Genomic DNA, 23,811 nt, shown 5'->3' with positions numbered 1-23,811 from the left:
AGCAAACGAATGCGCAGGACGATGCTGGCCGCTGTCACGATCGGCTCGTTCGCCTGCGCGACCGTCGCGGCCGCCTTCGACAACGGGCAGTTCGACAACGTCCCGCCCGACATCCGCGCGTGGTTCAAGAGCGTGATCGCGCCGAACGGCGTGCCATGCTGCGATGTCTCCGACGGCCACCGCACCACCTATGACGTCCGTGACGGCACCTATTGGGTACCGATCGAAGGCCGGTGGATGCCGGTGCCGGAACGCGCCATCATCCGCGACCGCGGCAACCCGATCGGCGAAGCCGTGGTGTGGTACGTCCATCACCGCGGCGACATCATCATCAGCTGTTTCGTTCCCGCCGATGCGGTATGACGCGCATGTGCGCCATCTGACTGCGACTGCTGCGAGTCGTTGGCGACAAGACAGGTCTCAAGCGAGATTTTCAGCTCGGCTCGCGGGCTCGTGACCGGACCCTGTTGACGCAGGTCAACAAATACGGAAATTGGCCGAAATAGTGTGCAGAATGCGTCATGCATGAACGCGAAGATTCCTGATCGAAATGCTCAAGCGATTGTTTTTCCGGTCCGCAGGCCGTCTGGCCCGCGCGTCTCTCGCGCTGGCTCTCGTCGTCGCGTCCTGCGCTGCGTTGGCCGATGATGAGCTGAAGCTCACGCCAAGCCAGGCGCAGAACCTCGGCGTGCGCGTGACGCATCCGATCTCCAGCCGGATGGACAGGACCCTGCCTTATCCCGCGCAGATCGTCATTCCCACGCCTCAACTATGGGTCGTCAGCGCGCCGGTCGCGGGGATGATCACCAACCTCGCTGTTGCCCGCGGCGATCGCGTGACCGTCGGACAGCCGCTGCTCACGCTGGAGAGTCCGAGCTTCGTCTCGCTCCAGCGCGATTACCTGCACGCGCTGGCACAGGAGGGACTCGCGGCTCAGCAGTTGAAGCGCAACGCCGACCTGTTCGAAGGCAAAGCCATCCCGCAACGCGTGCTGGAGTCGAGCCAGGCCGAAGCGCGCCAAGCCAGCATCGTCGTCGCCGAACGACGGCAGATGCTGCACATCAGCGGGCTGTCGGACGAAGCCATCGCCCGGCTCAGCAATGAGGCGGCGATCAGCGCGACACTCACCGTGACGGCGCCACGCGCCGCGTCCGTGGTCGAGATCGCGGTATCGCCGGGCCAGCGCCTTGAGCAGGCCGCGTCCCTGGTAAAGCTTGCGCGGCTGTCGCCGCTATGGGCCGAGATCGCGATCCCCGCGACCAACATCGGCGCCATCAAGACCGGCGCCAAGGTCGACATCGAAGGCTATGCGACACCGGGCCAGGTCATCCTGGTGTCCGAGACGACAGATGCCGCCACGCAGACCATTCTCGTCCGCGCCGAGATTCCAAACAACGGTGAGCTGCATTCCGGACAGATGGCGGCCGCTCGCATCGGCTTCATCTCGGCAGGCGAAAGCGCATGGGAGATTCCCTATAGCGGCCTCGTCCGTCGCGGCGAGCAGACCTCGGTGTTCGTCGCCACGGAAGGCGGTTTCCGGCTCGTCCCCGTGACGCTGCTCGCGGAGGATCAGGATCACGTCGTCATCGCCGGCCCCCTCACGGACAAGGACGAGATCGCCATCGGCGGCATCTCGGCGCTGCGCGGCATCCTCTCGCGACTGGGGCAGTAGATGCTGCAGCGGCTTGTCGCATTCGCGCTGTCGCAGCGGCTCTTCGTCATCCTGAGCACACTGCTGGTGATCGGCGCTGGCGCCGTCGTCCTGCCGAGCCTGCCGATCGATGCCTTTCCGGACGTCTCGCCGGTCCAGGTGAAGATCATCATGAAGGCCCCCGGTCTGACGCCGGAAGAGGTCGAGCAGCGCATCACGGTCCCGATCGAGCTGGAGCTGCTCGGATTGCCGAACAAGAAGATCCTGCGCTCGGCGACGAAATATGCGCTGGCCGACATCACCGTCGACTTCGAGGACGGCACCGACATCTACTGGGCCCGCAATCAGGTCTCGGAGCGGCTCTCCAACATTTCGCGCGACTTCCCCGAGGGCGTGAGCGGCGGCCTTGCGCCGATCACGAGTCCGCTCGGCGAGATGTTCATGTTCACGATCGACAGTCCCGATCTGTCGCTGGCCGAGCGCCGGACCTTGCTCGACTGGGTCATCCGCCCGGCCCTGCGCACCGTGCCCGGGGTTGCCGACGTCAACGCGCTCGGCGGCTATGTTCGCGCCTTCGAAATCGTGCCGCGGAACGATGCGCTGGCGGCGCGCGGCATCTCGTCCGAGCTGTTTCGCAAAGCCATCGAGGCCAACAGCCGCAACGACGGTGCCGGGCGGGTCAACCAGGGCGAGGACAGCGCGCTGGTCCGCATCGAGGGCAGCATCCGCGGCATCGACGACATCCGCGCGATCATCGTCGACACCCGCGACGGAATCCCGATCCGGGTCAGCGACGTCGCCCGGGTCAAGATCGGCGCCCTCACCCGCTATGGCGCCGTCACGAAAGACGGCAAGGGCGAGACGGTCGAGGGGCTCGTGCTCGGCTTGCGCGGGGCCAACGCCGGACAATTGGTGCGCGACGTTCGGGCGCGGCTGGATGAGCTGAAGCCGTCGCTACCGAGCAGCGTCACCATCAACGTGTTCTACGACCGCAGCCGGCTGGTCAACCGCGCCGTCGGCACGGTGGTGCGGGCGCTTGGCGAAGCCACGGTGCTCGTCGTCGTGCTGCTGCTGCTGTTCCTCGGCAATTGGCGCGCCTCGCTGGTGATTGCGCTCAGCCTGCCGCTCGCGATCGTGATGGCGCTGATCGTGATGCGGGCTGTCGGCATGTCCGCCAACCTGATGAGTCTCGGCGGCCTTGCGATCGCCATCGGCATGCTGATCGACGCGCTGGTCGTGGTGGTCGAGAACATCGTCGGCAATCTCGCAAAGCACGATCACGCAAGCACCACGCCGCTGATCCACATCGTCTACCGCTCGGTCTGCGAGGTTCTGCAGCCGGTCGCCTCGGGCGTCCTGATCATCATCATCGTGTTCGTTCCGCTGCTGACCTTGCAGGGGCTGGAGGGCAAGCTCTTCATTCCGGTCGCGCTGGCGATCATCTTCGCCCTGGCCGCGTCGCTGCTGCTGGCGCTGACGGTGCTTCCGGTCGCAACATCCTTCGTGCTCACATCCGCGTCGCATGACGATCCATTGCTGATCCGCGCAGCACAGCGCGTCTATGCGCCCGCGCTCGACTGGGCGCTCGGCAACGAGCGCAAGGTGATCATCGCGGCGCTGGTCTGCCTCGTTGCCGCGGGATATGGCTACACCCGGCTGGGCAAGACCTTCATGCCGACGATGGACGAAGGCGACGTCATCGTCAGCGTGGAGACGCTGCCGTCCGTCAATCTCGACGAGTCCCTCGCCATCAATGCCCGGCTGCAGACGGCGTTGATGAAGGTGCCCGACGTCGCCGGCATCATCGCGCGCACCGGCTCGGACGAGCTCGGGCTCGATCCGATGGGACCCAATCAGACCGACACGTTCTTGGTGCTCAAGCCGGCAGACCAGCGGCAGACCAGCGACCGGGATGTCCTGCTCGAGACGCTTCGCGAGGTTCTGACCGGCTTCCCCGGTGTCTCGCTCAGCTTCACGCAGCCCATCGACATGCGCGTGCAGGAGATGATCAGCGGCGTCCGCGGCGACGTCGCGGTCAAGATCTTCGGCCCGGACATCACCAAGCTCAACGAGATCGCAGCGAAACTGTCGGCGATTCTATCCGATATCGATGGAGCCCAGGACGTCTACACGACCCTTAACGAAGGCGCGCAGTACTACACGATCGTCGTCAACCGGATGGAGGCGGGCAGGCTCGGGCTCACGGTGGACTCGATCTCGGCCTCCCTGCGCACGCAGATCGAAGGCCGAACGATCGGCACCGCGCTCGAGGAGGGACGCCGGACGCCGATCCTGGTCCGCGGCGGCGAGGCCACGCGGCAGGCGCCGACGATGCTGGCGGCGCTGCCGCTGACGCTTGCGTCCGGCCAGCATGTTGCGCTCTCGCAGGTCGCACGCATCCAGCGGGTCGATGGCCCGGTGAAGATCGATCGTGAGGACGGCAACCGCATGAGCGTGGTTCGCAGCAATGTTCGCGGCCGCGACATGGTCGGTTTCGTCCAGGCGGCTCAGCAAAGGGTCGCAGCCGAGCTGCCGCTGCCGTCCGGCTATCGGCTGACATGGGGCGGGCAGTTCGAGAACCAGCAACGTGCGGCCGCGCGTCTGTCGGTGGTGGTGCCGGTGGCGATCGGCTTGATCTTCGTGCTGCTCTTCACCACGTTCGGCTCGGTGCGCCAGGCCCTGCTCGTCCTCGTCAACATTCCGTTTGCGCTGATCGGCGGCGTGTTCGCGCTGGTCTCGAGCGGCGAATACCTCTCCGTTCCAGCCTCCGTCGGCTTCATCGCACTGCTCGGAATCGCCGTGCTCAATGGTGTCGTGCTGGTGTCTTATTTCAACCAGTTGCGCGCTCACGGGGTCCCCGAGCAGCGCATCGTGGTCGAAGGCGCCAAGCGCAGGCTGCGGCCTGTGCTGATGACGGCGAGCATCACGGCGCTCGGTTTGATCCCGCTGCTGTTTGCATCGGGGCCCGGATCGGAGGTCCAGCGTCCGCTCGCGATCGTCGTGATCGGCGGCCTGCTGTCGTCCACGCTGCTGACGCTGATCCTGTTGCCGATCCTGTATCGCCGCTACGGCGCCGCTGCGAAGGAAGCCACATGAGCAGCCAAGCCGTCTGCCTGACCCTGATCGTGCCGGATGCGCTTCACAGCGAGGTGCTCGACCATCTGAGCGAGCAGACCGATCTCGTGACGGGCTTCACCGCCTCGGAAGCAGCCGGACACGGTGCGCGCGTCCGGCTGCGGAGCGCTGCAGAGCGGGTGAAAGGACATGCCGACGAGGTCGTCGTGCGGATCGTGTTGGCGGAAGAGGATCTCGAGCGGCTTCTCGAGCGGCTCAGAAGCGCGTTTGCGGGAACGCAACTCGTCTATTGGGTCGTACCCGTCACTGCCTTCGGCATCATCGCGTGAGCGGGTTCGACGTCAGGGGCGGTCGATTCAAGGCTTGAAACACCAGCCCTGAATCGCCACCCGTTCCGAAGCGGACTGCCGCCTCGCCGACGCCGTCAGTGCTCGCTCTCGAGGCCGCCGACGTGCTTCTGCGTGTAGAGTTCGAGACCGATGCGGTTGATGAGGTCGAGCTGGGTCTCGAGGAAGTCGATGTGATGCTCCTCGTCCTTCATCAGCTGCTCGAACAGGTCGCGCGACACATAGTCCTTGACGCCATGACAATAGGTTGCGGCTTCCTGATACAGCGTCCGCGCACCGATCTCGGCGGCGAGATCGCATTCGATGATCTCCTTGACGTTCTGGCCGATGCGCAGGGGATCGAGCACCTGCATGTTGGGGAAGCCGTCGAGGAAGAGAATGCGGTCGGTGAACTTGTCGGCGTGCTCCATCTCCTCGATGGATTCCTTGCGCCAGACCTTCGCCATGTCGAGAAGGCCCCAATTGTTCAACAGACGATAGTGCAGCCAATATTGGTTGATGGCAGTCAGCTCGCTGCGCAATCCCTTGTTGAGATATTCGATGACCTTGGGGTCGCCCTGCATGGATAAGCTCCGAAAAAGTTAGAGGCCGCAGGCGCTCAATAACAGGTTCGAAGTGCGGAGACGACCCCCGTTCATGTGCATTTTTCGGGCGGAGAACGATGCGACTGACGGCAATGCCTGTCAGCAGGCAGCGAGCGCGAAACGGCTCTGAAGGTCGTCATCGATCGCCTTCACCGGTGTCGTCCCATGGTGGTGGCCGTGCTGACAGCCGGCCTGGCAGGCGCGAGCACAGGGACCCAGCGCCTCGTCGATGATCGTCTTGATCGTGCGCGCACAGCGGCCGCATTCCGCGCTGCACCCCAGGCAACCGTAGACCTGCTTGGGGTTCCGCGGCAGTTCGTCCGCGGACTTCACCGCGTTGCGGATATCGTGATCGCTGATGACGTTGCAGGAACAAACAATCATGAGAAACCGGCCAATCGTCCTTGGTCAGGTATCGATAGTCATCCGCAGCTACCCGCGCAAAGGGAAAACGGCGCTTTTGAAGCTATTCCAATTTCCCGATCAATCTAGAATGCCTCCAACTGTACGAGCTTGCCGCAGATCAAAGTTACCGCCGAATAACAATGGTGGGCGGCGATCGAGCAGGCGCAACTCAGTCGCCCCCACCACCGTCCCCTCCACCACCGTCGCCACTGTCACCTCCGCCGTCGATCGGGTTTCCCATGACGTCCGACGAGGTATTGGAAAACCAACCTGCGAGACCGCCCCCCTGACTGGAGCTGGACCCCCCGTCGGAGTCGGCGCTGGCGCTGTCCGCGGACGAACGACGGCGGTTGGGCCTGCGGTCGGCACGAACCAACAGCGCGTAGCAGACGGCCGAGGTCAATCCGATCGCCACGACCATCGCCATCGTGGGGGTCATGCCGGCTCCAATGCGGCAGTGAATTTTGTGCAATGCAGCATTGAACGTATCCTGGACATGGGTCGTCCAATGGGACGCCCCCGTTCATTGATCATTCAAGCGGGATGTGTGAACCTGCCGTATCGCTTGATACGCGATCCGCCGACCTGGAGTGAGAGAGGTTAAGGTCATGAAGAAGACTCTTGCGGCCCTGGCCGCCGTCGCAACGCTGTCGACCGCAGCGCTGGCCCCTGCTCCTGCTGAAGCGCGCAATGGTCGTGTCGCCGCCGGTGTCGCTGCCGGCCTGCTCGGGGGTGCCCTCATCGGTGGCGCCATCGCTGCGGGCAGCAATCCCTATTATTATGGGCCCGGATATTCTTACGAACCGGGCTACTCCTATTACGGCGGGCCTGCCTACGTCGCCGATCCTGGCTACGCCTGCTATTGGCAGCGCCAGCGCTTCTGGGACGGCTACGGCTGGCGGATTCGCCGCGTCCGGGTTTGCGAGTGACCGTTCACCTTCATTAATTCCATGACCTTGCACCGGAATTTCGAGAACGGCGGCCGGCACGGCCAGAAAAAACCGTTTTTCCGTCGCATCAGGTCGAACAGAGTTTACGAAGGGTTGACGGATTGTCGTGTTTTCTCACGATGCTGACGGCCCAGATCGTGCGTGAATCACCAACCCGGCGCCTGCGAGGGCGCCTTCCAGGAGATCTCGGAACATGAAGAAGATCCTGACCGCAGTGCTTGCGGTTGCGACCATCGCCGGTTCGCTGAGCGTGACGGCACCGGCCGCCAAGGCTGGCGACGTGGGTGCCGGCGTGGCTGCCGGCCTGATCGGCGGCGCCCTGCTCGGCGGCGCGATCGCGTCCAGCCGTCCGGCCTATGGCGGTCCGGTCTACGTCGAAGCCCCTCCGCCGGGCCCGCCGCCGTGCGTGTGGCGCCGTGAGCGCTATTGGGACGGCTATGGCTGGGTGTCCCGCCCGGTTCGCGTCTGCTACTGATCCTGACGATACATCTCGATGCGAAAAGCCCGGCCTTGCGGCCGGGCTTTTTACTGCCGGCTCCGGCCTTCGCACCGAATCGGCCGCTCAGCGCGCGGCGTTGATCGCCTGCAGCACCGATTCGCTCGGCCAGCAGTCGACCTTCAGGCCGGCCTTTTTCTGAAATGCGCCGAGCGCGGCGCGGGTCTGCATGCCGGCCTTGCCGTCGAGCTTGTCGCCGTAGAGACCGAGCCGCGTCAGGCCCTTCTGCATCGCCTCGACGTCCTTGCTCCGAAGCTGCTTTGACGCCGACCATGGTGTCGCGAACGGAGCCGGGCTCGTCATGCGGTCCGCGAGGTGACCGACGAACAGCACATAGAGATCTGAGAAATTGTATTCCTTGATGACGAAGTAGTTCGCCGTCGTCAGGAACGCCGGACCATAGATGCCCTCAGGCTGCAGCAGCGACGCGGGCTGCTGCTGCTCGGCTGCGCTGAGCCGCTGGCCGCGTACCGGGACAAAGCCGGCGCGCAGCCATTCGCCGATCGGCTTCTTCACCTCCGGCACGCCGATCGCGCAGTCGACAGTCGCCGGCGGCTTGACCTCGTAGGCCCAGCGCAGGCCGCGCTGCCACCCCTTGTTGGCAAGCTGCAGCGCCGCCGAGCCCAGCGCGTCCGGCACCGAATGCCAGAGATCGACCTTGCCGTCGCCATCGAGATCGACACCGTGCTTGTAGTACTCCGACGGCAGGAACTGGGTGAGCCCGACCGCCCCGCCCCATGACGCCCTGAGATCGCGGCGCGACACCACGCCGTCGCTCAGCATCTTCAGCGCCATGATGAACTCGGTGCGGTACTGGTCCTTGCGGCGGCCGACATAGGCCTGCGTCGCCAGCACGCGCAGCGCATCGTAGGGCAGCGCATAGCGGCCGAAATCGGTCTCCCGGCCCCAGATCGCAAGCACGACCGGCCCCGGCACGCCGAAGCGGCGCTCGATCTCGGCGAGCGCCGGACGATATTGCTGGATCAGCTTCTCGCCGTGCGCGGCCAGCCGCGCGATCGACGCTTCCTTGATGTAGTCGGCTGGCACCTGCACGAACTCGGCCTGCGCCGGCGCCCCCGTCGCGGGCCGGCCGGGCAGCAGCAGATCGGGAAGCTTGTAGTCAGGCTCCAACCCGCGCGTCTCCGCCTCGAACGTCGCACGGGAGACGCCCTGCTCCTCGGCTTCGGGCCAGAGCGAGTTGATGAACTGCGTGAAGGCGGCGTCGGCCGCGCTCGCTTGGCCATCGCCGAACATGCAGAGCGCCAGACCGACGAGAACGAGCCTGCGCAAACGGAGTAGCAGCTGCCGAACCATACCTCAGGGCTACCATAGCCCGCGGCACTTGTGAACGTCAGCAGGCCACCGACGGAACCCGAGGCTGCCGCTCAATGCCCCGCCTGCTTCGCCTCTTCGATCGCGGCATTCGACAATTTGTCGACCACGGCGATGCCGATCGCGGAGAGGATGAAGACCGTGTGGATGATCGTCTGCCACATCACGCCGGTCTCTGTGTAGTTCGACTTGCCCGACGAAAGCGCGCCGGCCTCGATGAAGGTGCGCAGCAGGTGGATCGACGAGATGCCGATGATGGCCATCGCCAGCTTGATCTTCAGCACGCTGGCATTGACGTGGCTGAGCCATTCCGGCTCGTCGGGATGGCCCTGCAGATTGAGCCGCGACACGAATGTTTCGTAGCCGCCGACGATCACCATCACGAGCAGGTTCGAGATCATGACCACGTCGATCAGTCCGAGCACGGCGAGCATGATCTGCTGCTCGGAGAAATCGAAGGCGTGGGCGAACAGGTGCCAGAGCTCCTTCAGGAACAGCACGACATAGACGCCCTGCGCGAAGATCAGCCCGACATAGAGCGGCAGCTGCAGCCAGCGCGAGCCGAAGATCAGCATGGGAATGGGGCGCAGCGCTCCGCCCTTGGAGGACAGGGTCGCGTCGGAGGAAGACATGTGAAGAATCTCGCGGCTGGGAGGGATTGCGGATCATGTATCTACGCAATCGCAGCACGCGGAAAAGCGACAACTGGCCGCAGCCGGGGCGCGACGCTTTGTCTCGGAACAGAGACCGCGTCGCGCCTCGCGAGATCCGGGATCAGCGCGTCAGCTTCTTGTACTTGACCCGGTGCGGAATCACGCTGTCCTGGCCGAGCCGGCGCATCTTGTCCTTCTCGTAGTCCTGGAAGTTTCCTTCGAACCATTCGACATGGCTGTCGCCCTCGAAGGCCAGCATGTGGGTCGCGATGCGGTCGAGGAACCAGCGATCGTGGCTGATGATGACGGCGCAGCCGGCGAAATCCTCCAGCGCCTCTTCGAGCGCACGCAGGGTGTCGACGTCGAGATCGTTTGTCGGCTCGTCGAGCAGCAGCACGTTGGCGCCCGACTTCAACATCTTGGCGAGATGCACGCGATTGCGCTCGCCGCCGGACAGCGCCCCGACCTTCTTCTGCTGGTCGGCGCCCTTGAAGTTGAACGCCGAGCAATAGCCGCGCGAGTTCACTTCCTTCTTGCCGAGCAGGATCAGCTCGTTGCCGCCGGAGATCTCCTCCCACACGGTCTTGTTGCCATCGAGCGCGTCGCGCGACTGGTCGACATAGCCGAGATGCACGGTCTCACCGATGGTGATGGTGCCAGCGTCCGGCTTCTCCTGCCCGGTGATCATGCGGAACAGTGTGGTCTTGCCGGCGCCGTTCGGACCGATCACGCCGACGATGCCGCCCGGCGGCAACTTGAAGGTGAGATTGTCGATCAGCAGGCGGTCGCCGAAGCTCTTGGACAATCCGTCGAAATCGACAACGTTCTGGCCGAGCCGCTCGGCGACCGGAATGATGATCTGGGCGGTCTGGGTCTGCTTCTCGCTGGCCTTCTTGAGCAGCTCCTCATAGCGCTGGTAGCGCGCCTTGGACTTGGCCTGGCGGGCCTTCGGCGAGGCCGCGATCCACTCCTGCTCGCGCGCCAAAGTGCGCTGATGCGCGGCATCCTCGCGGCCCTCCTGCTCCAGCCGCTTCTGCTTCTGCTGCAGCCAGGACGAATAATTGCCCTCGTAGGGGATGCCCTTGCCGCGATCGAGCTCCAGGATCCAGCTGGTGACGTTGTCGAGGAAGTAGCGATCGTGGGTCACGATCAGGATCGCGCCCGGATAATTGCGCAGGTGACCTTCGAGCCAGGACACCGATTCGGCGTCGAGATGGTTGGTCGGCTCGTCCAGCAGCAACAGCTCGGGCTGGTCGAGCAGCAGCTTGCACAACGCGACGCGGCGGCGCTCACCACCGGACAGCTTGGTGACGTCGGCATCGTCGGGCGGACAGCGCAGCGCATCCATCGCCTGGTCGACCTTGCTGTCGAGATCCCAAAGGCCCTGCGCCTCGATCTCGTCCTGCAGCTTGGTCATCTCGTCGGCGGTCTCTTCCGAGTAGTTCATCGCCAGCTCGTTGTAGCGATCGAGGATCGCCTTCTGCTTGCCGACGCCGAGCATGACGTTCTCGCGCACTGTGAGCTTCGGATCGAGCTGCGGCTCCTGCTCGAGATAGCCGACGCGGGCACCCTCGGCCACCCAGGCCTCGCCGGTATACTCCTTGTCGATACCGGCCATGATCTTGAGCAGGGTCGACTTGCCCGAGCCGTTGACACCGAGCACGCCGATCTTGGCGTCCGGATAGAACGACAGGTGAATGTTATCGAGCACCTTGCGGGTCGGGTAGGTCTTGGACAGACCCTGCATGAAATAGACGAACTGGCGCGCCATCGCGTGTCCCTTGAAGCCTGCCGGAATTTTCGGAAAATGGTTGCCGCTGATGTAACCGCGCGGTCCCCAAAGGGCAACCGGCGAGCCGGTCTCGGCGGGAACAAATGCCGGGAGAATCACGGTCGTTCCTGCGCCGGCCCGGCCTGCCGCCCACGGACGAATACGGGTCCATTACCTTGTGTGTGGCGGATCACGACAATTGCAACCATCTTTTAATTAATTCGGCGGGACACTCGGTCTCGGCCCGCAAGACCCCGCGCGCCCAAGCGGCAAAAGCCGCGACCGACAACAGCGAGAGCCCGTCATGGCAGCCTTCACGTCAGCCTCTCTGCCCGCTCCGGCGGCACACCGCAAAGACCGATCCGGGATCGCGGACGACATCCGCGGCTTCTGGCGCGAATTCGTCGCACGCGCCTTCAACCCGTACCGGCCAGAATTGCACTACATGCGCGGCCCCGGCCCCGCCTGGCGCGCCAAGTACGGCCATGACGCCGCGTTCAGGCTGAAGACCCGCCTCGACTGATGTCTCCTGGTTCCGCGTGAGAGCGTGACGATGCCTTGCGCAACCAGCGCGTTGCGCGCAAGCATGGCGCCATTCCTGACGGCATTCACCATTGCCGCCGTCGCCCGATGAATGGACCCTGCCGATGACGCGGCTGCGCTGTGCGATCCTCGACGACTATTACGATACGGCCCTCTCATTGGCCGACTGGCCCCGGCTGGCCGACAGAGTGGATGTGACGGCTTTCACACAGCCGTTCGGCAACGAGGAAGCGGCCGCCGGCGCGCTCACCGATGCCGACATCATCTGTGCGATGCGCGAGCGGACGCCATTGCCGCGCTCCCTGATCGAGCGGCTGCCGAAGCTGAAGCTCCTGATCACCTCGGGCATGCGCAACGCCGCCATCGACATGGAGGCCGCCAAGGCGCGCGGCATCATGGTCTGCGGCACGCAATATGGCCGTGACCCCACCGCACCGCTGACCATGGGCCTGATCCTGGAGCTGACCCGCAGGATCGGCCAGGAGAATGCTCGCATGCATGCCGGGGAGCCCTGGCAGACGCTGGGTGGCGTGGAGATCGAGGGCAAGACGCTGGGCGTGATCGGGCTGGGCAAGCTCGGCACCAAGGTCGCCGGGCTCGGCAAGGCGTTCGGCATGAACGTGATCGCCTGGAGCCCCAACCTGACGCCCGAACGCTGCGAGGCGGCGGGAGTAGGCTACGCGACCAAGGAGGAGCTGTTCACCGCCGCCGACGTCATCACCGTCCACGTCGTGCTCAGCGACCGGTCACGCGGGCTGGTGGGCGCGGCCGACATCGCGCGCATGAAGGCCACCGCCTATCTCGTCAACACCTCGCGCGCGCCGATCGTCGACGAGGCCGCATTGCTGCAGGCACTGCGCGACAAGCGCATCGCCGGCGCCGGGCTCGACGTGTTCTCGGTGGAACCGCTGCCCGTCGCCCATCCGCTGCGCCGGCTCGGCAATGTCGTGCTCACGCCGCATCTCGGCTACGTCACCGAGGAGAGTTTTCGCGCCCATTACGGCCAGATGGTCGATTGCATCGCCACCTGGCTCGCAGGAGCCGAGCCGCCGCGCCGGCTGGCTTGACGCAGGCGAGCGCGGCGCTCACAGCAAAACACCCTCCGCGAGGAGGGTGTTTTCAACGTAATCAGCTCGCGCACGCCCGCCTCAGCGGATCGTCACCGGCGGCGGCAGCGGCTGCATGTTGGCGGGCTGGCCAGCCGCCGGCACAGTCGCCTGGGCCTGGACGGGCGCCGGAGCCGGTGAGGCCGCGGCAGCAGCCATGTTCTTGCTGGAACCCGGAGGCGCACCGCCCGGCATCACGACCACGCGGGTGCCGACCTTGACCCGGTCGAACAGGTCGGCGACGTCGTCGTTCAGCATGCCGATGCAGCCGGAGGACACGAACTTGCCGATCGTCGACGGCTGGTTGGTGCCGTGGATGCGGTACACGGTCGAGCCGAGATACATCGCGCGGGCACCGAGCGGATTGCCCGGCCCGCCGGCCATGAAGCGCGGCAGATAGGGCTGCCGTTCGATCATCTCGCTCGGCGGATACCAGTCCGGCCACTCGGTCTTCTTGGTGATCTTCTGCACGCCGGTCCAGGTGAAGCCTTCGCGGCCGACGCGGACGCCGTAGCGCATCGCCCGGCCGTTGCCGAGCACCAGATAGAGGTAGGTGTTGGGCGTATCGACGACGATCGTTCCCGGCGGCTCCTTGGTGACGAAGTCGACCTCCTGGCGGCGCAGGTTCGCCGGCAGCGGCGCCGGCGCCGCATCGGGTTGTTCCTCAGGCGGCAGAGCTGCTACCGTCATCGGACGATCCCCGGCGGACGGGGCCTGCGCCGCGCCCACGACGGCGCCGGGCGGCCGCGGCGCGCCTGCGTCGCCACTAGGCGCGCTGTTGCCATAGGCGCCACCATAGGCCTGTTGGCTGGAGGCGGGACGATCACCATAGATCACCGGGGGCGGACCAGCCGGGCGGCCATACCGCGGATCATCCGGGGACATCACCGGGCCGGTCGGAGCGGCCCCATAGACCGTCGCACCGGCCGGACGTCCGTATCGGGGATCGTCGGGAGAAAGGATGGGACCGGTCGGAGCCGCAGCACCATAAACCGGCGCATTGGCTGGACGACCGTAGCGCGGATCGTCCGGCGAGATCACCGGGCCGGGCGGCGGCAACGCCGCGGAATTGCCGGGCGCATCCTCATCGTCGAGCGCGTCAAAATCCTGCCCCTGCCCGCGCGCGTCGGCCGGGTAAGGCGTCGGCGCCGGTGAATACGCTCCAGGCGCGGTCTGATAGACCTGCTGTGCCTCGGCAAACGAAGTTGCCGTCACGCCCGCTGCCGCGACCGCGCAAACCGTCAGGATTTGTCTGATCATCATCGCCCTTGCAGTATCCCCAAGCCGCCGATTGGGACCTTTGCTGTGCCAGATGGCCGAAGATAGCGGCGCATTCAAGACAATTCCGGCCAGAGCGGCCCGACTTCGGCAATTTGTGATCATGTCTCCGTCGTTGCACGGAAGTCTCACGCCGCCGAAAAAGTGCGGCGTAGCCCCCGCAGGCCCTATCGATGCCGTGATTTGCCGAGCGAGCGGGAACACTTCCGGTATTCTGACCTGAGCCTGATTCGCGATGCACGGCAGAAGCCGGCCTCGTCGCGAACGCGGCTATTCCCTGTGATCACCGCGTTCCCTACTGGCTCGAATGTCTCGGCAGTCCCCGCTGCCGTGGCGAGAGTTACCGTCAATGCTTCCCGGCTTTCGTTTTCTGGTCGCCGCGATCGTCTGTTCCATCTCTCTCACCATCTTCGGCATGGGCGCCGCGGCCCTGTTGCGCGCCGCCCACGAGCAGTTCGCCAGCAACGCGTCCTGGCGCACGACTCAGGCGTCGGGCTTCACGACCTTCCTACCGCCAGCCGAGCCCACGCCGGTGCTCGCAGTGCTGCGGGTGGATTCGATTCCGACACCGCCGGTGACGCCGCCGCCGGTCGTTGCCGATGCTGCCCCGGCAACGTCCGAACAGCCGAGCGCGCCGTCGGCGGCGGCGCCGCTCACAGAAGCGCCCGAAGTGACACCCGTTGCGGTGGCCACCGACGTGCCGACGCCCTCGCTGCCCGCGGAAACGGTCGACACGTCCCGCACCTCCGCCATTGTCGCGACCGCGTCCGCGACGAACGACCGGATCGAGAGCACCAAGCCGGAGCGCCCCATTCCGGACACGACCGCTTCGATCGTCGCTCCGGTCGAAAAAGCGTCCGACAGGCCGAGCATGGACAGCTCGCCCGAGACTGCAGCGCCGGTCCCGCCGCGGGCGCCGAGCGAAGCAGCGGCCGCCGTGGTCGCACCACCGCCGCCAGTTCCTCAGGTCATCGCCAGCGCCGATCCGATGATGACGACCGCAGCCGCCGCTTCAACCCCGCTCGCGCCCGTTCCGGCGGTGCTCGATCCGATCGCGGCCAAGCTCGCCGCGCTGGCCGAACAGCCGGCTCAGGAGCGGCCTGCCGCCAGCGAGCATCGTGCCTCTGTGAAGGTCGCGAGCGTTCAGTTGCGCCGGAGCATCCTCAAGAAGCGCCAGGCCCGGGAGAAGCAGATCGCTGCGCGCCGCGCCAAGCAGCGGCGCATCGCCCAGCGGCTCCGGTCGGCTCGGCAAGCCGCGGCCGCCCAGCAGCAACAGACTGCCTTCCCCGATCCATTCGGACAGCAGCCGTTTGGTCAACCGCAGGCGGTCGGCCAGCAGGCTGCCGGGCCGCGCACGCGATAGGCGGAGCCAGCCGATCAGGCCGGCCCCGTCGCAACCGGCGGACCGTTCTCGATGCCCCACTCCGACCACGAGCCGTCGTAGAGCGCGGTGTCGCGGATGCCGAGACGATAGAGCGCCAGCGTCAGCACGGCCGCCGACACCCCGGAGCCGCAGGAGGTGACGATCGGCCTGGCGAGATCGACGCCGGCAGCGCCGAATGCCTCGCGCAACCGGTCGAGCGGCTTCATCACGCCGGTCGCCGCGTCAAACAGCTCCGCATAAGGCAGATTTCGGCTGCCGGGGATATGGCCGGATCGGAGGCCGGGCCGCGGCTCGGCGACCTCGCCCGCGAAGCGCGGCGCCTGCCGTGCATCGATCACCTGCTCGGCATTGCCGGCGAGATTGGCAACCATCTGCTCGATCCGGCGCACGCGCGCGGCATCGAACTTCGCGCTGAACGTGCCGAGCGCCGGCGTGACCTGTCCGCTCTCGACCGGGCGCCCCTCCGCCATCCACTTCTTCAGCCCGCCGTCGAGCACGCGCACATCCGTGTGGCCGAATGACAGGAACATCCACCAGGCGCGCGGCGCGGCGACCCAGCCGCCGGAATCATAGACCACGACCGTATCGCCATTGCTGACGCCGAGCCGGCCCGCGTCGCGGCCGAACTGCTCGGCGCTCGGATACATGTGCGGCAGCGGATTGGAATGGTCGGAGACCTCGTCGACGTCGAAGAACACGGCGCCGGGGATATGCGCCTTCAGATAATCGTCCTTCGGCAGCGGCAGCACACCTGGCATCTTGAAGGTCGCGTCGAGCACCTTCACCTTGGGATCGCCCAGATGCGCAGCGAGCCAGTCGGTGGAGACGAGGGGGTCGTCGTGAATGGTCATGCGCAAAAGCTCCGGACTTCACATTCAGTCGTCATCGCCGGACTTGAGATCCGGCGATCCACCTTGTCGAAGCGATGGACACGCGGGTCAAGTCCGCGCGGGATGGGCAGCGATCAATCCTTCTTCTTCGGCGCCCAGGCCTCGACCGGCCCGCCGGCGTCGCGCCACGCCGCGAAGCCGCCGCCGATATGGGCGACCGGCGTCAGACCCATGTCCTGTGCGGTCTTGGCCGCGAGCGCCGAGCGCAGGCCACCGGCGCAATGAAAGATGAACGTCTTGTCCTGCTGAAAGATCGGCTTGGCGTAGGGGCTCTGCGGGTCGATCCAGAACTCCAGCATGCCGCGGGTGCACGAGAACGCGCCGGGAATCCTGCCCTCGCGCTCGATCTCCCGGGGATCCCTGATATCGACGATCACGACATCGTCGCGCTTCGCCGCCGCGATCGCCTCAGCCGCCGAGAGCGTCTCGATCTCGGCGTTGGCTTCATCGAGCAGCGCCTTGATGCCGCGCGTGATGGTCTGGGGCATTCTCTCGTTTCCTCTTGGCGTCATTCCGGGCCGATACGAGGCATCGAACCCGGAATCTCGAAGTGGCAGGGCAATGTCGGGATTCCGGGTTCGCCCTTCGGGCGCCCCGGAATGACAGCATCACCGGACCAGCTCCTTCATCGCCGCTTCCAATCCCTCAATCGTGATCGGATACATGCGCTCGGAGAAGATGCGGCGAATGATGGTGGTGGACTCAGAATAGTCCCAGTGCTTCTGCGCCACCGGATTGAGCCACACCGCGTGTGGATAGGTGCGGATGACGCGGTCGAGCCACACCGAGCCCGGCTCCTCGTTGACGTGCTCGACCGAACCGCCGGGCACCATGATCTCATAAGGCGACATCGAGGCGTCGCCGACGAACACGACCTTGTAGTCGTGCGGGTACTTGTGCAGCACGTCCCAGGTCGGCGTGCGGTCGGTGAAACGCCGCTTGTTCTGCTTCCACACGCCCTCGTAGAGGCAGTTGTGGAAGTAGAAATATTCCATGTGCTTGAATTCGCTCTTGGCGGCCGAGAACAGCTCCTCGACCTGCGCGACGTGGGAATCCATCGAGCCGCCGATGTCGAAGAACACCAGCACCTTCACCGCATTGCGCCGCTCGGGACGCATGTGCACGTCGAGATAGCCGTGGTTGGCGGTTTCGCGGATCGTGGTGTCCAGATCGAGCTCGTCGGGCGCACCGGTGCGGGCGAACTTGCGCAGCCGGCGCAGCGCCACCTTGATGTTGCGGATGCCGAGCTCGACATTGCCGTCGAGATCCCTGAACTCGCGCCGGTCCCACACCTTCACGGCGCGGTTGTTGCGGTTCTTCTCCTGGCCGATGCGGACGCCCTCGGGGTTGTAGCCATAGGCGCCGAACGGCGAGGTGCCGGCGGTGCCGATCCACTTGTTGCCGCCCTGATGGCGGCCCTTCTGCTCCTCCAGGCGCTTCTTCAACGTCTCCATGAGCTTGTCCCAGCCCATGGCCTCGATCTCTTTCTTCTCCTCCTCGGTGAGGTATTTCTCGGCCAGCTTCCTCAGCCATTCCTCGGGAATCTCGGCCTTCTCCATCGCGTCGAGCAGGTTCTCCAGCCCCTTGAACACGGTGCCGAATACGCGATCGAACTTGTCGAGATTGCGCTCGTCCTTCACCAGCGCGGTGCGCGAGAGATAGTAGAAGTTCTCGACCGAATGCTCGGCGAGGTCGGCGTCGACGGCCTCCATCAGCGTGAGATATTCACGCAAGGAGACCGGGACCTGCGCATCGCGCAGCGCTGTGAAGAATTGCAGGAACATGCCCATTAGATCGCGCGGCTGGGAGGGCGCGTCAAGGGCCGCTCCACGCCCCACGCTGGACCCGCCGGCATTTTGCTCTACAATCCCTGGAACAACAGGTGGAATGGGGGCTTTGATGGGTATTATTGCAGCACTGATCATCGGCGCCGTCGCGGGCTGGCTGGCGGGGCTGATCGTGCGCGGCGCAGGTTTCGGCCTGATCGGCAACATGGTCATCGGCATCATCGGCGCGCTGGTCGCAAGCTACGTGCTGCCGGCCCTGCACATTGCGCTCGCCAGCGGCACGCTGGGGGCGATCCTGGACGCCACGATCGGCGCCGTCATCGTGCTCGTGATCCTCTCATTGATCAGGCGCGCTTGATTATTTCTGCTTCCGATGGCAGCCATCATCTTAAGGCCGCAGCGGCGTTGCCGCTGTGTAGCCACTCAACACAAGTTCGAACGATGAGCGAGACGCAATGAAATTTACCGGCACCCAGGACTACGTCGCCACCGACGACCTCAAAGTGGCCGTCAATGCGGCGATCGTGCTCGAGCGCCCGCTGCTGGTGAAGGGCGAGCCGGGGACGGGCAAGACCGTGCTGGCCGAGGAAGTCGCCAAGGCCGTCAACGCGCCGCTGCTCACCTGGCACATCAAGTCGACCACCAAGGCGCAGCAGGGCCTTTACGAATACGACGCCGTCTCGCGGCTACGCGACAGCCAGCTCGGCGACTCCAGGGTGTCCGACATCAAGAACTACATCAAGCGCGGCAAGCTGTGGGAGGCCTTCACGGCCGAGCAGCGACCGGTGCTCTTGATCGACGAGATCGACAAGGCCGACATCGAGTTTCCGAACGACCTGCTGCTCGAGCTCGACCGGATGGAATTCCACGTCTACGAGACCAACGAGACCATCAAGGCGAAGCTACGCCCGATCGTCATCATCACGTCCAACAACGAGAAGGAGCTGCCGGATGCGTTCCTGCGCCGCTGCTTCTTCCACTACATCAAGTTCCCCGATCCGGATACGATGGGCCGCATCGTCGACGTGCACTTCCCGAACATCAAGAAGCGACTGGTCGAGGAGGCCCTGCGCATCTTCTTCGAGGTCCGCGACGTGCCCGGCCTGAAGAAGAAGCCATCGACCTCTGAGCTGCTCGACTGGCTCAAGCTGCTGCTCAACGAGGACATCGGTCCTGAGCAGCTGCGCGAGCGCGACCCGCGCAAGCTGATTCCGCCGCTGCACGGTGCGCTGCTCAAGAACGAGCAGGACGTCCACCTGTTCGAGCGGCTCGCCTTCCTCAGCCGGCGCGAGGTGTGAGGCGCCCAGCTCCATCCGACCGGCGCGTCATTGCGGCGCCGTCCTCTCGATCAGGCGTCCGAGCGCGCGCATGATCCCGTCGACGGCAATCGGCTTCTCGCAGCGGAGGATCTTCGAGAAGCGGTCCGGGATGACCGATTCGTCGTAGCCGGTGGTGAAGACGAAGGGCACGCCGCGTTCGACCAGCAGATCGGCAACCGGAAACGCCATGTCGCCGCGCAGGTTCACGTCGAGAACGGCGCCTTCGATCCGCCCCTCGCGTTTGATCAAGGCGAGCGCGTCGGGAACGGTTCCGACCGGGCCCAGGATCGTGCCGCCGGCGTCGCCAAAGGCGCAGCGCAGCTCGTCGGCAAGCATGTACTCGTCCTCGACGATGAGGATATGACGGTCGCGAAGCGAGCGTTCAGGCATGATCCTCGAGCTCCAGTGTGGCGAGCGAAACGGGAATCGATATCGTGCAACGGACACCGTCGGATTCGAAGGCGTACGAGGTCCTCGCGCTGAGCTGATAGGGCAAGGCCTGTTCGATCAGCTCGCGCCCCTGCCCCGTGCCGCTGGGCATCGTGGCTGGCGGCGGCATGTCGACGCCGCTTTCGCGCCACTCGATATGCAGCCAGGGCTGTCCCTCCGCGCCTTCGCGCTCGAGCGACCAGACCACGCAGAGCCGGCCCGACGGCTGCGCCAGCGCGCCATACTTGACCGCGTTGGTGGCGAGCTCGTGCAGCGCCATGGCAAGGGTCTGAACGGTCGACGACCGCAGCCTTACGCCGGACGGCCCCGACAGCCCGATGCGCTCCGGACCGCCGGCGACAGCCGACAGCTCGCTACGGATCAGATCGTCGAAGGTGACGCGATCATGCTCCTTGAGGCGGGACAGCAGGCCCTGGGCGCGTGACAGCGTATCCAGCCGATCACGGAAGCGGGCTCGAAAATCGCCGAGATCGGTGCTGGCGCGCGCCGTCTTGTCGGCCATCGAGCGGACCACGCCCAGCAGGTTGCGGGTGCGATGCTGCAGTTCGGCCACCAGCACCTTCTGCCGCTCCTCCCATTCACGCCGCTCGGTCACGTCGACCATGGCGCCGGTCATGCGGATCGGTCGTCCCGCGTCGTCATAGAAGAAGCGCCCACGGCCGTAGAGGTAGCGAATTGCGCCGCCCGGATGCACCACGCGAAACTCGCTGACATACTCTTGGTGCGCCTCCATCGCGCGGTGAAGCGCAGCTTCGGCTGCGGGACGATCGTCGGGATGGATGCGTGCCGCCCAGGCCTCGTAGCTCGGAGTCAGTTCGCCAACGCCATAGCCTTCCATGCGGAAGTGCTCGTCCGACCAGTAGACCTCGCCGGTCGCGACGTTCCAGTCCCACAGGCCGAGCCGACCGACCTCGACCGCGCTGCGCAGGCGCTCCTCGCTCTTGCGCAACTCCCGTTCGGCCTTGTTCTGCTCGGAGATGTCGCGCGCCGTCCCGAACCACTCGATGATCTCGCCGTCACGCCCGAGAATGGGGATGGCGCGCGAATGGATCCAACCGAGGCTGCCATCGATCCGGATGACACGGTGCTCCAGCTCGAACATGCTTTTCGTCGCGACCGCCCTGCTGATCGCCGCAGTCACCTGCGCCTGATCGTCCGGATGAATGTATTTCGCGAGCCAGCCTTGGCTCGGGTTCATTGTATCGGCGATGAAGTCCTTGCCCTGCAACTGGCGCATCTCCCGCCAGTCGGGGCTCATGCGATAGATGACGTCGGAACTCGCGGTTACGAAAGCGCGATAGCGCTCCTCGCTGGCGCGCAGCCGCTCCGTCGCTTCGGCACGCAGACGAGCCATCTTGAGATGCGCCTCGACGCGCGCCAGCAGTTCACGCGCACTGAACGGCTTGATGAGATAGTCATCCGCACCGGCCTCCATGCCTTCGACGCGGCTCTCTTCTCCGGCCCGGGCCGACACCAGGATCACCGGAATGGTGCCGACCCGTTCATCGGCGCGCAGCCGCGCAAGCAACTGCATGCCGTCGATGCGCGGCATCATCACATCAGACAGAACGAGGTCGGGCTTGTCGCGGGCGATGGCCGCGAGCGCGGCTTCACCATCGGCGACGGTCTCGACATCGTAGCGCGTGGCGAGCAGGCGGCGGACATAGTCGCGCATATCGGCATTGTCGTCGGCCAGCAGGATACGAGGGCGCGGCCCGGCCCTGTCGGCTGACGGGGTGGTGATGTCGATGTCCGGAACGGCATGCGCGTCGAGCGGCGGCGGATCCGGCAGCCAGCGCAACGCCTCCTCGATGAAGGGCCGCGCACCGCGAAGGATCGGTTCCTGCGCTGGCGCCGCGTCGACCTGGTTGAACGGCAGATGACTTCGTCCCCTGGGAATCCTGACCGCGAACGTGCTGCCCTGCCCGGCTTCGCTGGTCGCTGCGACGGATCCGCCGTGCAGCTTGGCGAGCTCATGCACCAGCGCGAGCCCGATTCCCGAGCCTTCATGGGTGCGGCCGAACGCGCCGGCGACGCGATGGAAACGCTCGAACAGCCGCGGCAGCTCGTGCTGCGGGATGCCGGTCCCGGTGTCCTTCACGCTCAGTTCGAAATGACGATCGCAGGTGACGAGCCGGACCTCGATGTCGCCCGCAAAGGTGAATTTGAACGCGTTGGACAGCAGGTTGAGGACGATCTTCTCCCACATTTCGGGATCGACATAGGCCGGCTCCGGCAGCGGCGGGCAATCCACCATCAGCCTGAGGCCGGCGGCCTCGATCGCCGAGCGGAAGGTGCTGGCGATCTCCGCGGTCAGGCTCGCGAGGTCCACCGGCGCGTAGACCGCCTGCATCCTGCCGGCCTCGATCCGCGAGAAATCCAGCAGCGTGTTGACCAGCTTGAGCAGCCGCAAGGCATTGCGCTCGGCGATCTCCAACCGGTCGCGATCCGCAGGCGGCAAGGCCTGCGACCGCAGCAGGACATCTTCGAGCGGACCGAGCATCAGCGTCAGCGGCGTGCGGAATTCGTGGCTGACATTGGTGAAGAACGCGGTCTTGGCCCGATCGATCTCGGCGAGCGCCTCTGCGCGGCGCCGCTCCTGTTCATAGGCCAGCGTCTCCGCAAAGGAGCTGCCGAGCTGAGCGGCCATCAGATCGAAGAAGCCCTGGTGCTCGGCATCGAGGGCGCGGCGCGGATTGACGCCACAGATCAGGATCGCCGTCGCCTGCTCCCGGCCCGTCGCAACCGGCAGCACCAGCGCCAGCTGTGGCGGCTCGGGCCATGCGCCGGTCGGCACGCCGGCAAATTTCCCACGATCCAGCACGACGCGAATCGGCGCCACCGCGCGCGCCGCCGCCCGGATCGGCCACAGCCCGTCACAGTCGAGGGCAATCTGCGCCGGCGCGATTGCACTGTCCGGGTGCCCCCCCGCGGCGCTCAACAACCGTGCCGATCGCTGATCCTCGCTGAGTTGGTAGATCAGCGCAAACGGGACATCATGCGGATTCTCGGCGAGGACGTCGGTGGCTTCGCGACAAGCATGCGCCAGACTGTCGGCACGGCCGCGCGCGGCGAGATCGCGCAAGGTCCGCATACGGCGCTCGCCTACGACCCGGGCCGTCGTCTCGATGACGGGGGTGAAGACGCCGCCGACGCCGCCGGTCTCATCGCGAATCGGCGAATAGGAGAACGAAAAATAGGTCTCCTCCAGGTAGCCGTGGCGGTCGATGAACAGCGGCATGTCGCGTGAGCGGGTCGCTTCGCCAAGCCTAACGACGTGCCGCAGCATCGGGCCGATGACCTCCCAGATCTCGGACCATACCGCGCGCCCTGGCGCCCCCAGCGCCGCGGGATGCTTCTGCGAGCCGAGGATTAGGCGATACTCGTCATTGTAGAGCATGACGAGCTCCGGGCCCCACCAGATCAGGATCGGGAACGCGCAGTCCAGGCAGGTGCTGATCGAAGTGCGCAAGGACTGAGGCCAGCTCTCGGGCGGCCCCAACGGCGTCCGCGACCAATCATGGATGCGCATGAGCGCCCCCATCTCCCCGCCACCCTGCAGGAAGTCGGCTCCGCGCGCGAACGCCTTGAACGTCGCGTGACCGGCATCCGAATGCTCGTTCACTCCTGGCCCCTTTTTCGCCGCACAGTACCGTCAAATGCGCGCGGGCCCAAGCGCCGGCCCTCACGGCGAGAGGCGCGTCGACAGGGAACTGGGCAGCCCGCGATCGGGTTCCATCTGCGAACCATCCACAGCCCATCCCGCGATCTGGGACAGTCCATTGCAAAC

At 65.6% G+C, this 23,811-nt stretch carries 22 protein-coding genes; 11 read left to right on the top strand and 11 right to left on the bottom strand.

Annotated features, from left to right (window positions below; all coding sequences use genetic code 11):
- Positions 1-9: 9 nt before the first annotated feature.
- From ACQR13_RS13100 to ACQR13_RS13085, 4 genes are all read left to right on the top strand, one after another.
- A complete protein-coding gene (locus ACQR13_RS13100) occupies positions 10-363 on the top strand; it encodes a hypothetical protein (RefSeq protein ID WP_409977983.1) in 354 nt (117 codons plus the stop codon).
- Positions 364-550: 187 nt separating this feature from the next.
- On the top strand, positions 551-1,672 hold the full coding sequence (locus ACQR13_RS13095) for an efflux RND transporter periplasmic adaptor subunit (RefSeq protein ID WP_315717834.1): 1,122 nt from the start codon (positions 551-553) through the stop codon (positions 1,670-1,672).
- Positions 1,673-4,747, top strand: coding sequence for an efflux RND transporter permease subunit (locus ACQR13_RS13090; RefSeq protein WP_315717835.1), 3,075 nt, complete (start codon positions 1,673-1,675; stop codon positions 4,745-4,747). It begins immediately after the preceding gene.
- On the top strand, positions 4,744-5,055 hold the full coding sequence (locus tag ACQR13_RS13085; RefSeq protein ID WP_316173032.1) for a DUF3240 family protein: 312 nt from the start codon (positions 4,744-4,746) through the stop codon (positions 5,053-5,055). Before ACQR13_RS13090 ends, ACQR13_RS13085 begins: the two co-directional genes overlap by 4 nt.
- A gap of 95 nt (positions 5,056-5,150) precedes the next feature.
- Here ACQR13_RS13085 and bfr read toward each other — a convergent pair whose 3' ends face one another.
- On the bottom strand, positions 5,151-5,636 hold the full coding sequence (bfr, locus tag ACQR13_RS13080) for a bacterioferritin (protein WP_315717837.1): 486 nt from the start codon (positions 5,634-5,636) through the stop codon (positions 5,151-5,153).
- A 120-nt stretch (positions 5,637-5,756) separates the two neighbouring features.
- Positions 5,757-6,041 carry a (2Fe-2S)-binding protein gene (locus ACQR13_RS13075; protein WP_315717838.1) on the bottom strand — a complete coding sequence of 95 codons (285 nt, stop codon included), beginning with the start codon at positions 6,039-6,041 and terminating at the stop codon, positions 5,757-5,759.
- A 629-nt stretch (positions 6,042-6,670) separates the two neighbouring features.
- On the opposite strand from ACQR13_RS13075, the gene ACQR13_RS13070 reads away from it, so the two are divergent.
- Positions 6,671-6,991, top strand: a complete 321-nt coding sequence (locus ACQR13_RS13070) for a hypothetical protein (RefSeq protein ID WP_315717840.1) — start codon at positions 6,671-6,673, stop codon at positions 6,989-6,991.
- Positions 6,992-7,205: 214 nt separating this feature from the next.
- Positions 7,206-7,487 carry a hypothetical protein gene (locus tag ACQR13_RS13065; protein WP_257169446.1) on the top strand — a complete coding sequence of 94 codons (282 nt, stop codon included), beginning with the start codon at positions 7,206-7,208 and terminating at the stop codon, positions 7,485-7,487.
- Positions 7,488-7,574: 87 nt separating this feature from the next.
- On the opposite strand, the gene ACQR13_RS13060 is transcribed toward ACQR13_RS13065, so the two are convergent.
- The 3 genes from ACQR13_RS13060 to ettA form a co-directional block, all read right to left on the bottom strand.
- Positions 7,575-8,762: a lytic murein transglycosylase gene (locus tag ACQR13_RS13060; protein ID WP_316167576.1), complete on the bottom strand. Its 1,188-nt coding sequence runs from the start codon at positions 8,760-8,762 to the stop codon at positions 7,575-7,577.
- A gap of 131 nt (positions 8,763-8,893) precedes the next feature.
- Positions 8,894-9,472 carry a TIGR00645 family protein gene (locus ACQR13_RS13055; protein WP_434862892.1) on the bottom strand — a complete coding sequence of 193 codons (579 nt, stop codon included), beginning with the start codon at positions 9,470-9,472 and terminating at the stop codon, positions 8,894-8,896.
- Positions 9,473-9,614: 142 nt separating this feature from the next.
- Entirely contained in the window at positions 9,615-11,264 is a 1,650-nt protein-coding gene (gene ettA / locus ACQR13_RS13050; RefSeq protein ID WP_434862908.1) for an energy-dependent translational throttle protein EttA, read from the bottom strand.
- Between the two features lie 304 nt (positions 11,265-11,568).
- On the opposite strand from ettA, the gene ACQR13_RS13045 reads away from it, so the two are divergent.
- Both ACQR13_RS13045 and ACQR13_RS13040 read left to right on the top strand, forming a co-directional pair.
- Positions 11,569-11,787 carry a hypothetical protein gene (locus tag ACQR13_RS13045; protein ID WP_315717844.1) on the top strand — a complete coding sequence of 73 codons (219 nt, stop codon included), beginning with the start codon at positions 11,569-11,571 and terminating at the stop codon, positions 11,785-11,787.
- 124 nt (positions 11,788-11,911) lie between these two features.
- Positions 11,912-12,874 carry a D-2-hydroxyacid dehydrogenase family protein gene (locus ACQR13_RS13040; protein WP_434862891.1) on the top strand — a complete coding sequence of 321 codons (963 nt, stop codon included), beginning with the start codon at positions 11,912-11,914 and terminating at the stop codon, positions 12,872-12,874.
- Positions 12,875-12,955: 81 nt separating this feature from the next.
- On the opposite strand, the gene ACQR13_RS13035 is transcribed toward ACQR13_RS13040, so the two are convergent.
- Positions 12,956-14,176: a L,D-transpeptidase gene (locus ACQR13_RS13035; RefSeq protein WP_316167573.1), complete on the bottom strand. Its 1,221-nt coding sequence runs from the start codon at positions 14,174-14,176 to the stop codon at positions 12,956-12,958.
- 364 nt (positions 14,177-14,540) lie between these two features.
- On the opposite strand from ACQR13_RS13035, the gene ACQR13_RS13030 reads away from it, so the two are divergent.
- Positions 14,541-15,554 (top strand): hypothetical protein, encoded by a 1,014-nt coding sequence (locus ACQR13_RS13030; protein WP_434842847.1) that lies wholly within the window; start codon positions 14,541-14,543, stop codon positions 15,552-15,554.
- 14 nt (positions 15,555-15,568) lie between these two features.
- Here the strand turns inward: ACQR13_RS13030 and sseA are convergent, their stop codons facing one another.
- From sseA to ACQR13_RS13015, 3 genes are all read right to left on the bottom strand, one after another.
- Entirely contained in the window at positions 15,569-16,426 is an 858-nt protein-coding gene (sseA, locus tag ACQR13_RS13025; RefSeq protein WP_434862890.1) for a 3-mercaptopyruvate sulfurtransferase, read from the bottom strand.
- 113 nt (positions 16,427-16,539) lie between these two features.
- Positions 16,540-16,953, bottom strand: coding sequence for a rhodanese-like domain-containing protein (locus ACQR13_RS13020; RefSeq protein WP_315717849.1), 414 nt, complete (start codon positions 16,951-16,953; stop codon positions 16,540-16,542).
- Positions 16,954-17,073: 120 nt separating this feature from the next.
- Positions 17,074-18,249: a vWA domain-containing protein gene (locus ACQR13_RS13015; RefSeq protein WP_434842845.1), complete on the bottom strand. Its 1,176-nt coding sequence runs from the start codon at positions 18,247-18,249 to the stop codon at positions 17,074-17,076.
- A gap of 115 nt (positions 18,250-18,364) precedes the next feature.
- Here ACQR13_RS13015 and ACQR13_RS13010 point away from each other — a divergent pair, with 115 nt between their 5' ends.
- Together ACQR13_RS13010 and ACQR13_RS13005 are read left to right on the top strand one after the other, a co-directional pair.
- Positions 18,365-18,610: a GlsB/YeaQ/YmgE family stress response membrane protein gene (locus ACQR13_RS13010; protein WP_315717851.1), complete on the top strand. Its 246-nt coding sequence runs from the start codon at positions 18,365-18,367 to the stop codon at positions 18,608-18,610.
- 97 nt (positions 18,611-18,707) lie between these two features.
- Complete coding sequence (locus ACQR13_RS13005) at positions 18,708-19,550, top strand: AAA family ATPase (RefSeq protein ID WP_315717852.1); 843 nt, start codon at positions 18,708-18,710, stop codon at positions 19,548-19,550.
- A gap of 27 nt (positions 19,551-19,577) precedes the next feature.
- On the opposite strand, the gene ACQR13_RS13000 is transcribed toward ACQR13_RS13005, so the two are convergent.
- The gene (locus tag ACQR13_RS13000; RefSeq protein WP_316167567.1) at positions 19,578-19,961 is read right to left on the bottom strand and encodes a response regulator; all 384 of its coding nucleotides are present in this window, start codon (positions 19,959-19,961) and stop codon (positions 19,578-19,580) included.
- Positions 19,954-23,646: a PAS domain-containing protein gene (locus ACQR13_RS12995; RefSeq protein WP_434862889.1), complete on the bottom strand. Its 3,693-nt coding sequence runs from the start codon at positions 23,644-23,646 to the stop codon at positions 19,954-19,956. The genes ACQR13_RS13000 and ACQR13_RS12995 overlap by 8 nt, the downstream gene beginning before the upstream one ends.
- Positions 23,647-23,811: the final 165 nt, after the last annotated feature.

Source organism: Bradyrhizobium sp. HKCCYLRH3059 (assembly GCF_051168035.1).
Taxonomy (GTDB): Bacteria; Pseudomonadota; Alphaproteobacteria; order Rhizobiales; family Xanthobacteraceae; genus Bradyrhizobium.
This window is presented reverse-complemented; position numbering and strand designations above follow the sequence as displayed.

Coding starts and splice junctions, on each gene's coding strand:
- ACQR13_RS13100 (WP_409977983.1), top strand. CDS start 10: ATGCGCAGGACGATGCTGGCCGCTGTCACGATCGGCTCGTTCGCCTGC.
- ACQR13_RS13095 (WP_315717834.1), top strand. CDS start 551: ATGCTCAAGCGATTGTTTTTCCGGTCCGCAGGCCGTCTGGCCCGCGCG.
- ACQR13_RS13090 (WP_315717835.1), top strand. CDS start 1,673: ATGCTGCAGCGGCTTGTCGCATTCGCGCTGTCGCAGCGGCTCTTCGTC.
- ACQR13_RS13085 (WP_316173032.1), top strand. CDS start 4,744: ATGAGCAGCCAAGCCGTCTGCCTGACCCTGATCGTGCCGGATGCGCTT.
- bfr (WP_315717837.1), bottom strand. CDS start 5,636: ATGCAGGGCGACCCCAAGGTCATCGAATATCTCAACAAGGGATTGCGC.
- ACQR13_RS13075 (WP_315717838.1), bottom strand. CDS start 6,041: ATGATTGTTTGTTCCTGCAACGTCATCAGCGATCACGATATCCGCAAC.
- ACQR13_RS13070 (WP_315717840.1), top strand. CDS start 6,671: ATGAAGAAGACTCTTGCGGCCCTGGCCGCCGTCGCAACGCTGTCGACC.
- ACQR13_RS13065 (WP_257169446.1), top strand. CDS start 7,206: ATGAAGAAGATCCTGACCGCAGTGCTTGCGGTTGCGACCATCGCCGGT.
- ACQR13_RS13060 (WP_316167576.1), bottom strand. CDS start 8,762: ATGTTCGGCGATGGCCAAGCGAGCGCGGCCGACGCCGCCTTCACGCAG.
- ACQR13_RS13055 (WP_434862892.1), bottom strand. CDS start 9,472: ATGTCTTCCTCCGACGCGACCCTGTCCTCCAAGGGCGGAGCGCTGCGC.
- ettA (WP_434862908.1), bottom strand. CDS start 11,264: ATGGCGCGCCAGTTCGTCTATTTCATGCAGGGTCTGTCCAAGACCTAC.
- ACQR13_RS13045 (WP_315717844.1), top strand. CDS start 11,569: ATGGCAGCCTTCACGTCAGCCTCTCTGCCCGCTCCGGCGGCACACCGC.
- ACQR13_RS13040 (WP_434862891.1), top strand. CDS start 11,912: ATGACGCGGCTGCGCTGTGCGATCCTCGACGACTATTACGATACGGCC.
- ACQR13_RS13035 (WP_316167573.1), bottom strand. CDS start 14,176: ATGATGATCAGACAAATCCTGACGGTTTGCGCGGTCGCGGCAGCGGGC.
- ACQR13_RS13030 (WP_434842847.1), top strand. CDS start 14,541: ATGCTTCCCGGCTTTCGTTTTCTGGTCGCCGCGATCGTCTGTTCCATC.
- sseA (WP_434862890.1), bottom strand. CDS start 16,426: ATGACCATTCACGACGACCCCCTCGTCTCCACCGACTGGCTCGCTGCG.
- ACQR13_RS13020 (WP_315717849.1), bottom strand. CDS start 16,953: ATGCCCCAGACCATCACGCGCGGCATCAAGGCGCTGCTCGATGAAGCC.
- ACQR13_RS13015 (WP_434842845.1), bottom strand. CDS start 18,249: ATGTTCCTGCAATTCTTCACAGCGCTGCGCGATGCGCAGGTCCCGGTC.
- ACQR13_RS13010 (WP_315717851.1), top strand. CDS start 18,365: ATGGGTATTATTGCAGCACTGATCATCGGCGCCGTCGCGGGCTGGCTG.
- ACQR13_RS13005 (WP_315717852.1), top strand. CDS start 18,708: ATGAAATTTACCGGCACCCAGGACTACGTCGCCACCGACGACCTCAAA.
- ACQR13_RS13000 (WP_316167567.1), bottom strand. CDS start 19,961: ATGCCTGAACGCTCGCTTCGCGACCGTCATATCCTCATCGTCGAGGAC.